A 13974-nucleotide genomic window follows, 5' to 3' on the forward strand; every position below is an offset into this window, starting at 1 on the left:
GATGTGTTGCAGCTACCTGCCGTACTGAGGCGGTGGCCGGAAGGACAGTCTAGCCGACCTGTCCGCGGCGGCATCGCGGCGGATCTCGTCGTAGGCTCGACAACCGTGTGGTCGCGGCCGGGCAGGGCTATGGTTGCACGGCACGCCGAGCGGCAGCGCGGCGTGGACGGGAGAGCCGCAGTGGGTTCGCCCGCGATCGCGAGGGGCCCGACGGTGTCGGCTCGAACCGAGGAGGGTGTACGGCAGCTTGAGTACCCATGTTCTCCGCTGCGACGGCGCCCCCGTCCCCATCGCGCTCGCGGCACTGCCGACCACGCAGACGGCCGCCGTCCCCGATACCGCCGTGATCGACGAACTGCTTCCCGTGCTGGCCGCCGACAGCCTGCCGCGGCTGATCGTGCTGGGCGAGGACGCCGCGCTGGCCGCGGTGCTCACCCACCTGATGCGCACCGAGCGCCTGCACGTGGAGATCGGCTACGTGCCGATCGAGAAGACCTACGCTTCGCGTGCGTACCAGACCGGTACCGGCAACGCCGCCGCCAAGCGCGCCATCGAAGGCCGCGCCGTCGAGACGCCGCTGGTTCGCGACGACACCGGCAAGGTACTCGCGGGCCGAGCGGTGATCACCGGCGTCGGCGGCGAGAAGCTGGAGGGCGAAGCGTACGTCGACGAGACGCTGCTGTTCTCCGGAAAGGTGACGGCCATGCTCGTCTCGCCGTCCCTCGAACCGCCCGGCGTGCGAGCCACCATACGCAAAGGCTTCCGCAAACGGCGCTGGGTGGAGGGGCGCGCGGCGCAACTCGGCACGCCCGGCGCGATCGTGACCAGGGACGGCGTCCGCGCTGATCGCCCGGTGCCGCGCTCGAGCTTCTACCGCCACCACGAACCATGGCTGCTGGTGCGATGAACGCTCCGTTCCCGATCGACCGCCGATCACGCGCGGTCCGGCCGAGCCCGGTGTTCCTGCTCGTGATCGCCCTGACCGCCGTCGGCGGCGCGCTGGCCTGGGACGCCCCGCTGGACTCGACCAGAGCCAAGGCCGGGGTGTTCGTCTTCGTGGTGGCCGGGTGGGTGGTGACGCTGTGCCTGCACGAGTTCGCGCACGCGTACACGGCCTGGCGCGCGGGCGATCGCGAGGTCGAGTTGCGCGGCTATCTGACGCTCAACCCGTTGAAGTACAGCCATCCCCTGCTGTCGATCGTGTTGCCGATGGTGTTCATCGCGCTCGGCGGCATCGGCTTGCCGGGCGGCGCGGTCTACGTGCACACGCACAATGTCGCGCCGCGCACACAGCGGATCATCAGCGGCGCAGGCCCCGCGGTGAACGCGCTGTGCGCGGTGCTGCTCTTGGTGGTGGTCCGGATCTGGGGCGGTACCGACCAGCACCCCGCGTTCTGGTTCGGCGTCAGTTTCCTTGCGTTCCTGCAGATCACGGCGACGCTGCTGAACCTGATCCCGCTGCCAGGACTGGACGGTTACGGCATCGTCGAGCCTTCGCTGAGCTACCAGACCAGACGCTCACTCGACCAGTTCAAGCCGTTCGGCATGCTGATCCTGTTCGCGTTGCTGTTCACTCCCGCCATCAACGAGGTGTTCTTCGACGCGGTGTACGCGCTGTTCGAACTGTCCGGCGTTCCGTCGAATTGGTCGCGCTACGGCGGCTATCTGACGCGATTCTGGACCTGATCGCCGGGATCGGTTCCCGGCGAGGCGCGAAGCCGCCCGGTCGGGTCGGCCGGGCGGCCCCGCTTCTTCGCCCGCTTTCGATCCGCCCCACCCTCCGGCCACCACACCCCTTGGCCGGAAGGCCCTTTCGTCCACGTGCGAAGCGATCGACCGCGATACCCCTCGAACTCGCGGTCACATCGCAAAACTACGGCGGGCAGCGGCCCGCGACACGAGTAGCGCACTACTTGAAGATCAACTTTTCGGCGTGCCGCGCCCGGCGCGGACCACGGTGCCCGGCGCGAATGTCCGAATACCGCTGAGTAGTCCGGCTTCAGACCTCCGGCCGCACATACGGATTCTTGACTGTCGGCGGCAGCAGGGCAATCGCCGAGATACGCTGCACGCCGCACACTTGCATCAGGTCTACCAGCGTCGACCGTACCTGCGCGAAGACGACGTGCGCCGAGAGCCCCGCGCCCGCTACCAATTCCGGGCGCGCGCCCTTCGCGACCGAGCGCAGTACGCGGGCGGCCTCGGCCCGATCGGGCTGCTCGCCCGGGTCGGTCAGCATCATCCGGCGCACCACGTCGACGGCCTGGCCGAGCCGCTCCACCTCGTCGATCAGTCCGGGGTCGAGGATTTCGTCGTCGCGCACCAGAGTCAGCGAGCGGCGCAACAGGACCCGGGTGTTGCGGATGGCGTTGTCCAGCGGATCCGCCGTGGCCCTGATGCGATCGAGGCGGGGACGGGAGTTCCAGTACAGCGGTGAGATCCGGCTGATCTCGCGGCCGCCCTCGAGGGTGGCGCGCAACGCGTCGATCTGCGGCTGGGTGGCGCGCATCGCGGTGAGCGCGCGGTGCAGCTTCTCCGGATCCTGTTCGAGCAGTCCGTCGGCGCAGTCGGTGATCGACTTGCCCATCACGCCGAGGATGTCCGCGGCCAGCGTCCGCGCCCTGCGCACGGGGTGCTGGGGTATCGCGGCGACCACCACCACGCCGACCAGACCGCCCACCAAGGCGTCGATCATGCGGGACAGGCCGCCGCCCGCCGAAGGCGGCAGCAACGTCGCGACCAGCACGGCGGAACCCGCCGCCTGCATGGTGATGATCGAGCCGCCGTCCAGGAACACGGCCGCGGCCATGGCGACCGCGACCACCAGCGCGATCTGCCACACGCCGGTGCCCGCGCGGGAGATGAACAGGTCGCCGATGCCGATGCCGACCGCGACGCCGACCACGAGTTCCACCGAGCGGCGCAGCCGGGCGCCGAAGGAGATGCCGATGGACACCACGGCGGCCGTGGGCGCGAAGAACGGCAGCGCGTGGCCGATCACGTGATGGGCGAGGAACCAGGCCAGCGCGGCGCCGACCGCGCACTGGACGATCGGCAGGACCGACCGGCGCAGCCGCGCCCACGAGGTGCGCAACCTCGCCATGCTGCTCGCGCGAGCACTGCCGACACGGGAATCCGGGTCGAGCCCGCCCGTCATCCGGCCACCACCCGTCGTCGACTCGCTACGCGGTGCTCCGATCACTACGACTCAGTCGAGGCCGAGCTCCGCGGCCGCCCGGGGGTCGCAGTCTTCCAACAGGTCGAGGCAGCGTGCGTACTCGTCGGTCTCGCCGATCAGCTTGGCGGCGCGGGCCAGCGCGCCGACGCTGCGCAGGAAACCGCGATTCGGCTCGTGACTCCACGGCACCGGACCGAAGCCCTTCCAGCCGTTGCGGCGCAGCAGGTCGAGGCCGCGGTGATAGCCGGTGCGGGCGAAGGCGTACGCGGCGACGACGTCGTGATTGACCGCCTCGTCCTGAGCTTCGCCGCGGGCCAGCGCCGCCTCGGCGAGGTGCGCCCAGGCGATGGAGGCGGCCGGGTGATCGGCCGCGACCCGCACCGGATCGGCGTTGTCGAGGAGCGCGTCCTCGGCATCGGAGATTTCGGGTAGCAGTACCGGTTGCGGTCCGAGCAGGTCACCGAACGAGGTCATGCGGTTCATTCTGCACCGCAGGCCACTCCGGTCGACAGGCGGCCGCCTCGCCTCCCTTCGGCCCGGCGCAGGGCTGCAGACGGACTCCGTCCGACGGCGTCCGATACCCGGCTGCCTCGCCTTCACTCGCCCCGACGCAAGACCGCAGACAGACCCCACCCCACTGCCTCCGGCACACGGCAACCCCGCCGCCACTCGCCCCGACGCAAAACCGCAGACAGACCCGCCCCACAGCGTTCGTTATGCCGCTGCCGATTCTTCGCTCGCCCCGCGCGGGTCCGACGAGGACTTCGCATCCGCACTGGCGTGTGGTGTCGGCATTGGGGCCCAGCCACGAGGAGGGCCCGGCGGAGAACACGACCGCGGCCTGGAAGTTAGGCGGCGATGCGTAGCGCCCGGGGCAGGCTGAGACTGTGTTCGCCGCGTTCGAGGCAGCCCACCGTCTGGTACTGCATCCCCGGTGCGCGGGCCGGTTCATGCCGCGAGATGCCCGGATTTCGGGCCGGTGGTGGGTCGTCGAGCGGGCGACTGGGCGTTCGCTCGGCTCGGCGTGGGCTGATGACGGACTTCGCCGGGCCGCGCCCATTAGGCTGGCCGTCGAGTTCAACAGTTCCGCCTTAGCGAGGGGTGTGCGTGTCCGACCCGAACGACGAGAAGAACACGGCGCGGGATAGCGCCGGACCGGCCGACGCAGCCGGGGCCGACGCACGCCCCGACGCCGCCACCGAACGTATTCCGGCCACGGGAAAGGGCGCCCCGGCTTCCTCGGCCGCCCCCACCGAGCGCATTGCCAAGGCTCAGCGGCCGGGCGAAACCTCCGGTGGCACCGGCCGATCCGTCTCGGGCACAGACGCTTCCGCGGCGAGCCCGAAACCGGACGCGGGCACTCGCGGTCCAGCTCCCAGCGGGCCGCGAGCCGCGGAACCGGGGCAGGCCGTCGGCGGCCCGGCCCCGTCGAAGGACGCCAACTCGGCGCCGTCGAACACGGCGGGCGCGAACCCAGCGAACGGTCCCGCAGGCAGGACGAACTCACCGACCCCCGCCGCGCCGAATTCCGGCGCTTCCGCACCGGCGAAGGGCGCGGGCTCCGCCCAGCAGCCCACACCGCACCCCAGCGCGCCGAGCGGTACGAAGCCTGCGGCCCCGGACAACCGGACGAACTCCACGAACCAACCCGCTCCCGCGAATTCCCCGGCAGCCCAGTCCTCGGGTGCACCAGGCGCAGTCCGTAGTCCAGGCGCAACAGGTAGTACGGGCGCAGCCGGCGGTCCAGGCGCAGCAGGTGGTCCAGGCGCAACCGGCGGTCCAAGCGCACCCGGCGGTCCAAGCGCAGCAGGTAGTCCAAGCGCACCCGGCGGTCCAAGCGCACCCGGCGGTCCAAGCGCACCCGGCGGTCCAAGCGCACCCGGCGGTCCAAGCGCACCCGGCGGTCCAAGCGCACCCGGCGGTCCGCGCGCATCAGGTAGTCCGGACGCACCCGGTGGCCCAGGCGCAACAGGCGCCAAAGGCACCCCCTCCGGCCCGGTCGGCGGAAAGGCTCCGACATCGAACGCGCCTGCGGGCAGCGCACCCGGCCCGGCGGCGGGCGGGGTGCCGGTCGGCACCGGTAAACCGACCCCTCCCGCTTCCGGCCCTGCCTCCACCAAGGCCCCGGCGCCCCAACCTGCCGGAAAACCCACTGCTGCGCGGCCCGAAGGCAGGCCGAACACACCGCCCCCGTCCGGGCCACCCGCTTCGATCGCGCCCGGTAGTAAGGGCACGGCACCATCCGGACCGGCCGGTCCCGGCACGGCGAGCGCCGCGCCTGGGAATTCCGGCGGCGAACCGGCGCGCTCCGGCGCGGGCACGTCCGAAGCGGGCCAGGGGGCCGATGCGAAATCGGCCGCGACCGTTCGGGAATCCGCGCCGAAGCAGCCGGAAAGCGGCGGCGGCACGCCGAAAGCCGGTTCCGCGCCGGACGGGTCGGCCGCAGCGCGCACCGTGGTGATCAAACGGGATCAGACGCCGCCCGGTAAGCCCCAGGGTTCCGCACCGGGCACGCCTCCGGCAGGGGGGTCCGCTGCGAAAAGCTCCCCAGCGCAACCGAGCGGGCCCGCGCAGAACCGGCCGGCGCCCGAATCCGGCGCGAAAGCAGCCGGTGCCGCCGCGGCCGCCGCGAAGCCCGCGGAAGCGGCGGCGGGCTCCTCGCCCGAGACCACCGCAGGTGGTAAGACCCCCACGGGTGATTCGGCTGTGCCGAGTGGCACCGCCGAGGCCGAGACCGCCGCGATCCAGCAGGGCGGTCCGGCCCCGGGGAGCGAATCCGCGACCGTCGTGATGCGCAGGCCGCAGCCGCCGGCCGGGCCGGACGATCGCAAGTCGGCGACGGCCGACAAGTCCACCCCGGGTGACGAGCAGAACCCGCCCGGTTCGGATGACGTGACGATGGCGATGCGGGTGGTCGACCCGGACGACGCGAAGACCGTCGCGCTCCCCATCCAGCGCCCCGCCGACGGCGGCAGGCCGGGAACCGATCGCGTGGTCGCGTCACCGGCGGGACCGGTTCCGATCACGAAGCCACCGAGCACTCCGCGTCCCGCTGCCGGGCCCAAGCAGCCCGGACCGCACGGCCCGTCCGCGCCGCCGCAGCACGGTCCGGGAGTCGAGGAGACCCGCCCGTCGCCACCGCGCGCGCCGGGCAGACAGCGCCAGGTGGCTACCGCGCCGTCCCCCGCCGACGTCCAGCAGACCGTGCCCGCGCAATCGATGTCCGGTCCGCGCGCGCCGCACACCCGCCCCGTCGCACCCCCGCAGCGGATCGCACCGGCGTCGCAACCAGGCGCTGGGGCCTCCGCCAGCGGCACCGCTCGGCCCAACCGCAAGCTGATCCTCCTCGGCGCGGCGGGGGCGGCGGTGATCGCGCTCGTCGCGGTGATCGTGGCGCTGGTCACGATGACCGGCGAGGATTCCCCCGAGACGCAGGTGCGCGGTGCGATCACCAGCTACACCGAGGCACTGCGCACCGGCGACCTGGAGGCACTGCGCTCCTCCACCTGCGGCCCGCTGCACGACTTCTATCAGGGCATTCCGAGCGACCAGTTCGCCGGTGTGCACAAGCTGTCGGTCGAGCGCAAGAACATCCCGGTGGTGGACAGCATCGACGCCATCCGCATCACCGACGACACCGCTATCGCGCAGGCCACGGTGTACACCGAAGCCGACCCGGCGAAGCGGTCGGCACGCACCTTCGACCTGCAGCGCACCGACGACGGATGGAAGGTTTGCGACCCGCCCTCCAGCACGCAGTAAATACCCGGCGGCGTGATAGCCACCACGCATCGATGCCGGTAGCGCGCGTCACACTCACCTGGTCAATGGTCCGGTCCGGCAGTAGCATGGCCCGGATCATGAGCAGGGAACAGACGATGGCGCGGCCGGATGTCGATCTCGTTCCGGTGACGCCGACCGGACAGCGATTCCGGGTCCGCGACCACTACGAGGTCGGCCGGGAAAAAATCCGGGAGTTCGCCCGCGCGGTACAGAATCACCACGCGGCGCATCAGCGCGAGGGCGACGCACGCGCGCTCGGTCATCCCGGCATCATCGCCCCGCCGACCTTCGCCTCGGTGATCGGGATGACCGCGACCAGGGCGCTGCTCGACTCGGTGCTCACCCAGTACGACCTGTCCCAGTTCCTGCAGACCGACCAGGTCTTCGAGATCTACCGGCCGATCCTGGCAGGCGACCGGGTGCGCAGCGAGATCGTCATCGAGTCGATCCGCCAGTTCGGCGACAACGACTTCATCGTGGTGCGCTTCGCGCTGAGCAACCAGCACGGCGAGGTCGCCATCGTCGGGTCGACCACGATCGTCGCGCGCCGCGGCGTCGAGCTCGACGCGGGCCTCAACGACGTGGTCGAGAACATCATGATGCACGGGCGTCCGGTGGAATCGGCCCGGGCGAGCGCCGATCTCGCCCGGAGCGACGCGCTGGTGCCGCTCGGCGTAAGCCCACTGGTCGAGCCGGAGCGGCACGAGATCGCGCCGGTGCACACGTTGCCCGCGTTCGACGAGTTCGCCCCCGGCGACCAGCTGCCCGTCGGCTCCTTCCGGCTGACCCGGGGCGATCTCGCGAACTACGCGGGCGTGTCCGGCGACGCCAATCCGATCCACTTCAGCGACCATGCCGCGCAGCTGGCCGGGCTGCCGACGGTGGTCGCGCACGGCATGCTCACCATGGGGCTGGCCGGCGGCTATCTCACCGACTGGCTGGGTGATCCGACCGCCATCCGGAAGTTCAGCGTGCGGTTCTCCGGTTTCGTCCCGGTGGCCGCCGACGCGGCGAGCACGGTCGAGTTCACCGGCAAGATCAAGTCGCTCGACTCGGCCACGCGCACCGCGACCGTCCTGCTCGGCGGCTCCTCCGAGGGACGCAAGCTGTTCGGTCGCGCACTGGCCGAGGTTCGGCTCCGCTAGCGCGACCGGATCACTCGGTGAAAACCGAGTGCATCAGGTAGACGTTGTAATCACTCCAAGTCGACATGGTGAAGTAGAAGTCCGATCCGGACGACCAGGGGTGGATGAACCCGCCGTACAGCTCCGGATAGTTCAGCACCGACACCGTCGGCGTGCTCTCCGACCACACACCCTGCGGTGTGTCCGCCTCACGGACGACGATGGCGGCCTTCGTCGTATCCAGATAGCTCATCTGCCAGACGTTCCGCGCGGCGTCGTAGCGCACGGACAGTTCACCGGCGGGGCCGTGCACGATCGGCGTGGCCGAAGCGAATCCACCGACCGGGGTCCACGCGCCGTCGCGCCAGTACTGGTAGGCGGTGGTGTTGAGGAGCTGGTCCTCGGGCACCCTGGCCAGGCCGACCGCGCCGAGCCGGGTGTTGGGCGTACCGAACATATACACGTAGCCACCGCGCGGGACCATCGCGCTCACCTGGAAATTCGCCAGGCCGAAGATGTTGTCCCAGCGGGCGTGCGGGTCCTTCGTCCAGGTCTGGCCGTGGTCGTCGGAGTAGGCGATGCCGCCGTAGTTGGTGAAGAACGTGCCGGGCAGGCTGTTCCAGGTCCGGATGGACATATAGCTCAGATACTGTCGCTCGCCGAGCGCGAAACCCGAGGTGGGAATGGTTGTCACCTCGACGTTGTCCAGCTTGCGGCTGGAGAGCACCTCGGCCGCGTGACAGCGGTCGTCGGTGACCATCCGGTCGAAGGTCACCCCGTCGGCGAGCTCACGGTCGGTACTGAAGGCGAGCACGTTGCTGCGCCAATCCAGTCCCATGCCGCCCGGTGGATGGAAGCCGCGCCCGACGGTGTCGCCGAACGCGGTCGCGATCTCGCCCGGCGCGCTCTCCCACATGATGCCCAGGTCGGTGCCGTCCACCTGCCACCGCTTGTCGGTGCGGTTCACCGAGTTGGCGCCGGTCAGCTTCGCCACCTCCCGGGCCGGACCGAGGCGCGGCGCGGGCCGGGCGGGCGACTGCGCCGCGGCTTCGACCGGCGGCTGCACCGGCGCGGGAGGCGGCGGCACCGGGCCGGCGTCCGGACCGGGACCGGGGATCGCGAAGTGGAAAGGCTTGGGATTCAACAAGATCTCCGGAATCCCCAGTTGCGCGGCGAGGCCGGGTGGCGTGCCGGGCAGATCGGTGAGATCGGGGCAGGGGTTGGCGCACGGGTCCAGCGGAAGCTCCATCCGCGTTCGCTTCGGCGCGGTTTCCGGTACCTGCGGCGGAAGCACGGTGACCACCGGGTAGGGAATCGGCACCTCCAGCGTCTTCGGCACCAGCGGCTCGTGGGTCGCGACCGGATCGGTCGCGCACGGCCCCGCTCCCGCAGGGCTGCCGGTCGCTTCGGGCGCGGCGGCGGCGGGCCCGTCGGCGTAGACGAGCATTCCCGCACCGACCACGACCGCACCGACAGCGGCCAGTATTCGCATCGCCATAGCAAACCCCTCGAAATCCGTTGCGGACACGAACTTGCGGACACGAACCAGCGGAACGACCCTACCCCGTTCGCCTTTCGGACACGGGCGGACCGACACGCCCAATAAAGAGCTGCGCGGCGAGCCGGGGTACGCCCCGCACCTGGACCGGGACGACGACGGAGTCGCCTGCGAGTGAATCACTCCGGCGCACCGGCCGATCCGGGAGCAGGATGGAAGGCGTGACCAAGTCAGTTCTCCGCGTGCTACCCGCGGTCGGGGCAGCGCTGCTGGCGGCCGGAGCGAGCGCGCTCGTGCCGCCCGCGGCGTCCGCCGTCGCGCCCCCGGCCGCCGCGATCGCCGGACCGCACGAAGACCATCCGATCCCGCACAATCGGTCCGGCCCCAAGGGCGAAAGCCAGCGGCCGGAGGAATCCGGTGAGCGGTCGCAGAAGATCTACACCGATTGCGACCAGGTGCGCGCGGAAGGCGCCGGGCCGCTGTACCGGGGACAGCCCGGCTTCAACGCGCATCTGGATCGTGACGGCGACGGGATCGCTTGCGACTAGCGCAGGGCCTGGAAGGTCAGGATCGTCGCGCCGATGCGGATCTGATCGCCGTCGGCCAGCAGTACGCCGCTGTCGATCGGATCGTCGTTGACGAAGACGCCGTTGGCCGAGTGCAGATCCTTGATGAGCAGGCCAGCGCGGCTCGGCATGATGTGCGCGTGGTAGCGGCTCGCCCGTGGATCCTCCAGGACCAGGTCGTTGTCGGTCATCCGGCCGATCCGCAGACCGCCCTGCGCGATCGTCACCGCGCGACCGTCCGGCAGGCGCAACTGGCCGCTGCGCACCGCGCGCGGCATCTCGGTGACCGTCTCGGTCATCGCCGCGGCCAAGCGCTCGACCTGCCGTAGCTCGACCGTGCTCAGCGGCTCCTGCCGCAGCACGCGCTGCTCCAGATCGACCAGCGCCGGTCCCGGGTCGATGCCCAGCTCGTCGGCGAGCACCCCGCGCACCTTCCGGCACGCCTCCAGCGCGTCCGCCTGGCGTCCGGACAGATACAGCGCGGTGATCAACTGAGCCCAGAGCGGTTCGCGCAGCGGGTGCTCGGTGGTCATCGCCACCAGCTCGCCGACCACCGAGGACGCACGCCCGCAGGCGATCTCGGCGTCGATCCGGGCCGTGGCGGCCAGCAGCCGCTCCTCGTCCATGGCCGTGGCGAAGCCGTCGGCGAACTGCAAACCGGCCAGATCGGCCAGCGCCCGGCCGCTCCACTCGCGCAGCGCGGAGCCGAACAACTGCGCCGCCCCGGCGTGATCGCCCGCCTCTGCGGCGCGGGCGCCCGCTTCCCGCGCCGCCTCGAAACGTCCCAGATCGCACGCGGTCTCGTCGATCTCCAACCGGTAGCCCGAGGACTCGGTGCGCAGCACCGTGGCCGGGTCGACCCCGGAATTCCGCAGCGCCTTGCGGATGTTCGAGACGAAAACCTGCAGGCTCGCGGCATAGGAGTCGGGTGGTTCCTCGTTCCACACCAGGTCGGCGAGCGCGGCGGAGGACACCGCGCGCCGCCGATTCACCGTGAGCGCGGCGAGCAGAGCTCGCGGCTTGGGCCCGCCGACGGCCACCGGTTCACCACCGACGAGCAGTCGAACGGGCCCGAGCACGCGCACATCCAGACTCATGTACGCCAAGCCCCTGACGGGTGCACCAGGGGTCAGGCGCTGATCGAGCGTCCGGCGGAGTGCAGGTCGTTGCACGCCTCCACCACACGCGCCGCCATCGAGGCCTCGGCCTTCTTCAGGTAGCTGCGCGGGTCGTAGGTCTTCTTGTTGCCCACTTCACCGTCGATCTTCAGCACGCCGTCGTAGTTGGCGAACATGTGCCCGGCGACCGGCCGCGTGAACGCGTACTGGGTGTCGGTGTCGACGTTCATCTTCACCACGCCGAAGCGCAGCGAGTCCTCGATCTCCGACTTCAGGGAGCCGGAACCGCCGTGGAAGACGAAGTCGAACGGCTGCGCGTCACCGGCGAGGCCGAGTTTGGCGGCGGCGACGCGCTGGCCCTCGGCGAGCACCTCGGGCTTGAGCACGACGTTGCCCGGCTTGTACACCCCGTGCACGTTGCCGAAGGTGGCCGCGAGCAGGTACTTGCCGTTCTCGCCCGCGCCGAGCGCGTCGATGGTCTTCTGGAAGTCCTCCGGCGAGGTGTAGAGCTTTTCGTTTATCTCGGCTTCGACGCCGTCCTCTTCACCGCCGACCACACCGATCTCGACCTCGAGAATGATGTTCGCCGCGTGCGTGGCCTTCAACAGCTCCTTCGCGATCTCGAGGTTCTCGTCGATCGGGATCGCGGAGCCGTCCCACATGTGCGACTGGAACAGCGGGTTCTGGCCGGCGTTGACCCGCTCCTGGGAGATCGCCAGCAGCGGCCGGACGAAGGTGTCCAGCTTGTCCTTCGGGCAGTGGTCGGTGTGCAGCGCGATGGTCACGTCGTACCTGGCCGCGACCACGTGCGCGAACTCGGCCAGCGCCACCGCACCGGTGACCATGTCCTTCACACCCTGGCCGGAACCGAATTCCGCGCCGCCGGTGGAGAACTGGATGATGCCGTCGCTGCCCGCGTCCGCGAAGCCCTTGATGGCCGCGTTGATCGTCTCCGACGACGTGCAGTTGATGGCCGGGAAGGCGAAGGAGTTGGCTTTGGCCCGACCGAGCATCTCGGCGTAGACCTCCGGAGTCGCGATGGGCACAGTAAGACCTCCGTGTTGTGCGGCAAAGACCTATTTTGTCAGCCCTTACCCTAAGGCAGCAGTGTTTCGCCTGGTATGCAGGGAGGGAGTGCGCAGGCGACCCACCGGTAATTTTGCGCACAGCACGAGCATTCTCAGGCGGAGCCGGTACTGTGGGGCCGGTAATTTGCGCTGGCAGCTTCCGACGCGGTGGCAAGCGATGCAGGCCAGCCGTATCGGGACAGGAGGCCACGTGATTCTGCAGGCAGCGACAGAATCGGTGACGAGCAACCTCGCGCTTACCGAGTTGCTCGATCCGATGCACCTGCTCACGGAGACGTGGCTGAAGAACGCGGTGCTGCCGGCCATCCTGGTGATCGTCTTCATCGAGACCGGCCTGCTGTTCCCCATCCTGCCCGGCGACTCGCTGCTGTTCACCGGCGGCCTGCTCGCCGCGCAGCCGAATCCGCCGGTGTCGATCTGGGTGTTGGTGCCCGCCACCGTGGTGGTCGCGTTCGCGGGCGACCAGTGCGCCTATTGGATCGGACGGGCGATCGGGCCCGCGCTGTTCCACAAAGAGGACACCCGCTTCTTCAAGAAGCATTACGTCACCGAGACGCACGAATTCTTCGAGAAGCACGGGCCGAAGACGATCATCCTGGCCCGATTCGTGCCGATCGTGCGCACCTTCATGCCGGTACTGGCGGGCGTCTCCAAGATGGATTACCGCAAGTACGTCGCGTTCGACATCGTCGGCGCGCTGCTGTGGGGCGGCGGCGTCACGGTGCTCGGCTACTTCCTGGGCAACGTCGCGTTCATCCGGGACCACGTCGAGGCGATCTTCCTGCTCATCGTGTTCGTGTCGATTCTGCCCGGCATCACCGCGGTGGCGAAGAAGCTGCGCAGCCGCGGCGGTCCGGCGGCCGAGCCCGCCGAGGCCGAGCTGACCGTCTCGACCAGCGAGCCCACCCGCTAGCCGGTGACGACCGAATCGTCGCCCCTAGCCGTGGGCAGTTTCGATCCACTGCTGTCGGCGGGCCCCGCGCTCGTCTGGACAGTGGTGCTGACTTTCGTCTTCCTCGAATGCGCGGTGATCCTCGGGCTGTTCCTGCCCGGCGACTCCATGCTCATCACCGCGGGCATCGTGATGGCATCGCACGCCTCCGGCGAGGCGCACGTGTGGGCGCTGTCGCTGGGCGCGATGGTCGCGGCCATCGCGGGCAACCAGGTCGGCTACGTGATCGGCCACCGGGCGGGACAACACCTGGTCGCGCGGAAGAACGGCCGATACATCAACGTCCGCAACCTGCAGCGCGTCGCGGAGCTGCTGCACCGGCACGGGTTCGTCGCGGTGCTGATCGCCCGCTGGATTCCCTGGGTGCGCACGCTGTGCCCCTCGGTCGCGGGCGCCGCGCGCATGGACCACCGCAAGTTCACCGTGGCCAGCACCATCGGCGCGATCGTCTGGGCGCCGGTGCTGTTGCTCATCGGCTACTACGCGGGCAGCTTCCTGCAGCGCGTGCCCTGGCTGATGCCGATCGTGATCGGCACGCTGGTGGTGGGCCTGATCATCGGGACGGTGCTCGGCATACGGCACTACCGGCAGGAGATGTCCCAGCCGGCCGAGGACTTCGCGCTGGAGACCAGCCCGAGCGTGATGCTCGATTCGGAGAGCTGACCCA

At 70.1% G+C, this 13974-nt stretch carries 14 protein-coding genes; 8 read left to right on the plus strand and 6 right to left on the minus strand.

Translation table 11 applies throughout. The annotated features are described in order from the left end of the window. Nucleotides 1-247: 247 nt before the first annotated feature. Entirely contained in the window at nt 248-907 is a 660-nt protein-coding gene (locus LTT66_RS10050) for a hypothetical protein (protein WP_220135701.1), read from the plus strand. Beyond that, entirely contained in the window at nt 904-1686 is a 783-nt protein-coding gene (locus tag LTT66_RS10055; protein ID WP_195032202.1) for a site-2 protease family protein, read from the plus strand. The genes LTT66_RS10050 and LTT66_RS10055 overlap by 4 nt, the downstream gene beginning before the upstream one ends. 313 nt (nt 1687-1999) lie before the next feature. Here LTT66_RS10055 and LTT66_RS10060 read toward each other — a convergent pair whose 3' ends face one another. From LTT66_RS10060 to LTT66_RS10070, 3 genes are all read right to left on the minus strand, one after another. After that, entirely contained in the window at nt 2000-3157 is a 1158-nt protein-coding gene (locus LTT66_RS10060) for an FUSC family protein (protein WP_408638766.1), read from the minus strand. 51 nt (nt 3158-3208) lie between these two features. Then, complete coding sequence (locus LTT66_RS10065; protein ID WP_233066179.1) at nt 3209-3652, minus strand: DUF3151 domain-containing protein; 444 nt, start codon at nt 3650-3652, stop codon at nt 3209-3211. A 797-nt stretch (nt 3653-4449) separates the two neighbouring features. Then, the gene (locus tag LTT66_RS10070) at nt 4450-4818 is read right to left on the minus strand and encodes a hypothetical protein (protein WP_233066181.1); all 369 of its coding nucleotides are present in this window, start codon (nt 4816-4818) and stop codon (nt 4450-4452) included. A 1066-nt stretch (nt 4819-5884) separates the two neighbouring features. Between LTT66_RS10070 and LTT66_RS10075 the strand changes: the two genes are divergently transcribed. Together LTT66_RS10075 and LTT66_RS10080 are read left to right on the plus strand one after the other, a co-directional pair. Continuing rightward, nucleotides 5885-6940, plus strand: a complete 1056-nt coding sequence (locus LTT66_RS10075; RefSeq protein ID WP_233066183.1) for a nuclear transport factor 2 family protein — start codon at nt 5885-5887, stop codon at nt 6938-6940. Nucleotides 6941-7038: 98 nt separating this feature from the next. Next, entirely contained in the window at nt 7039-8106 is a 1068-nt protein-coding gene (locus LTT66_RS10080; protein ID WP_233066185.1) for a fused (3R)-hydroxyacyl-ACP dehydratase subunits HadA/HadB, read from the plus strand. Between the two features lie 10 nt (nt 8107-8116). Here the strand turns inward: LTT66_RS10080 and LTT66_RS10085 are convergent, their stop codons facing one another. Beyond that, a complete protein-coding gene (locus LTT66_RS10085) occupies nt 8117-9583 on the minus strand; it encodes a DUF4185 domain-containing protein (RefSeq protein ID WP_233066187.1) in 1467 nt (488 codons plus the stop codon). 34 nt (nt 9584-9617) lie between these two features. Here LTT66_RS10085 and LTT66_RS37375 point away from each other — a divergent pair, with 34 nt between their 5' ends. After that, nucleotides 9618-9761, plus strand: a complete 144-nt coding sequence (locus LTT66_RS37375; protein WP_408638767.1) for an excalibur calcium-binding domain-containing protein — start codon at nt 9618-9620, stop codon at nt 9759-9761. A 43-nt stretch (nt 9762-9804) separates the two neighbouring features. After that, on the plus strand, nt 9805-10131 hold the full coding sequence (locus tag LTT66_RS10090) for an excalibur calcium-binding domain-containing protein (RefSeq protein ID WP_233066189.1): 327 nt from the start codon (nt 9805-9807) through the stop codon (nt 10129-10131). On the opposite strand, the gene LTT66_RS10095 is transcribed toward LTT66_RS10090, so the two are convergent. Both LTT66_RS10095 and fbaA read right to left on the minus strand, forming a co-directional pair. After that, nucleotides 10128-11246, minus strand: coding sequence for a BTAD domain-containing putative transcriptional regulator (locus LTT66_RS10095; protein ID WP_181722974.1), 1119 nt, complete (start codon nt 11244-11246; stop codon nt 10128-10130). The genes LTT66_RS10090 and LTT66_RS10095 overlap by 4 nt on opposite strands. Nucleotides 11247-11278: 32 nt before the next feature. Beyond that, entirely contained in the window at nt 11279-12313 is a 1035-nt protein-coding gene (gene fbaA, locus LTT66_RS10100; RefSeq protein WP_181722975.1) for a class II fructose-bisphosphate aldolase, read from the minus strand. Between the two features lie 298 nt (nt 12314-12611). Here fbaA and LTT66_RS10105 point away from each other — a divergent pair, with 298 nt between their 5' ends. Both LTT66_RS10105 and LTT66_RS10110 read left to right on the plus strand, forming a co-directional pair. Continuing rightward, nucleotides 12612-13268 carry a DedA family protein gene (locus tag LTT66_RS10105; RefSeq protein WP_233069103.1) on the plus strand — a complete coding sequence of 219 codons (657 nt, stop codon included), beginning with the start codon at nt 12612-12614 and terminating at the stop codon, nt 13266-13268. Nucleotides 13269-13271: 3 nt separating this feature from the next. After that, nucleotides 13272-13970, plus strand: coding sequence for a DedA family protein (locus tag LTT66_RS10110; protein WP_181722976.1), 699 nt, complete (start codon nt 13272-13274; stop codon nt 13968-13970). The last annotated feature ends 4 nt before the right edge of the window (nt 13971-13974 follow it).

Origin of the sequence: Nocardia gipuzkoensis (genome assembly GCF_021183645.1) — a bacterium.
Classification (GTDB): domain Bacteria; phylum Actinomycetota; class Actinomycetes; order Mycobacteriales; family Mycobacteriaceae; genus Nocardia; species Nocardia abscessus.